The 275-nt window shown below is 52.7% G+C and carries 1 pseudogene; it reads left to right on the top strand.

The window, feature by feature from the left end:
• Positions 1–275 (top strand): annotated as a pseudogene (locus KVT28_RS25070) (PrkA family serine protein kinase); the annotation flags it as partial.

Here is a 275-nt window from a genome sequence, read left to right as displayed (position 1 = left end):
CGGAAAACTCCAGCATCTACTCGAAAATGCGCGTTTATGATGGCGAAAGTATGAAAGATACCGATCCAAAAGCCAAATCCTGGCAGGAGTATCACGATTACGCGGGCGTTGATGAGGGCATGCACGGTCTTTCAACCCGCTTCGCGTTTAAAATCCTGTCGCGCGTGTTCAACTTTGCCCATGCTGAAGTGGCGGCCAACCCGGTGCATCTGTTCTACGTGCTGGAGCAGCAAATTGAGCGCGAGCAGGTCCCTCAGGATCAAGCCGAGAAGGAT

It is taken from the genome of Pantoea sp. GbtcB22 (genome assembly GCF_019091025.1).
In the GTDB taxonomy this organism is placed as follows: domain Bacteria; phylum Pseudomonadota; class Gammaproteobacteria; order Enterobacterales; family Enterobacteriaceae; genus Pantoea; species Pantoea leporis.
This window is presented reverse-complemented; position numbering and strand designations above follow the sequence as displayed.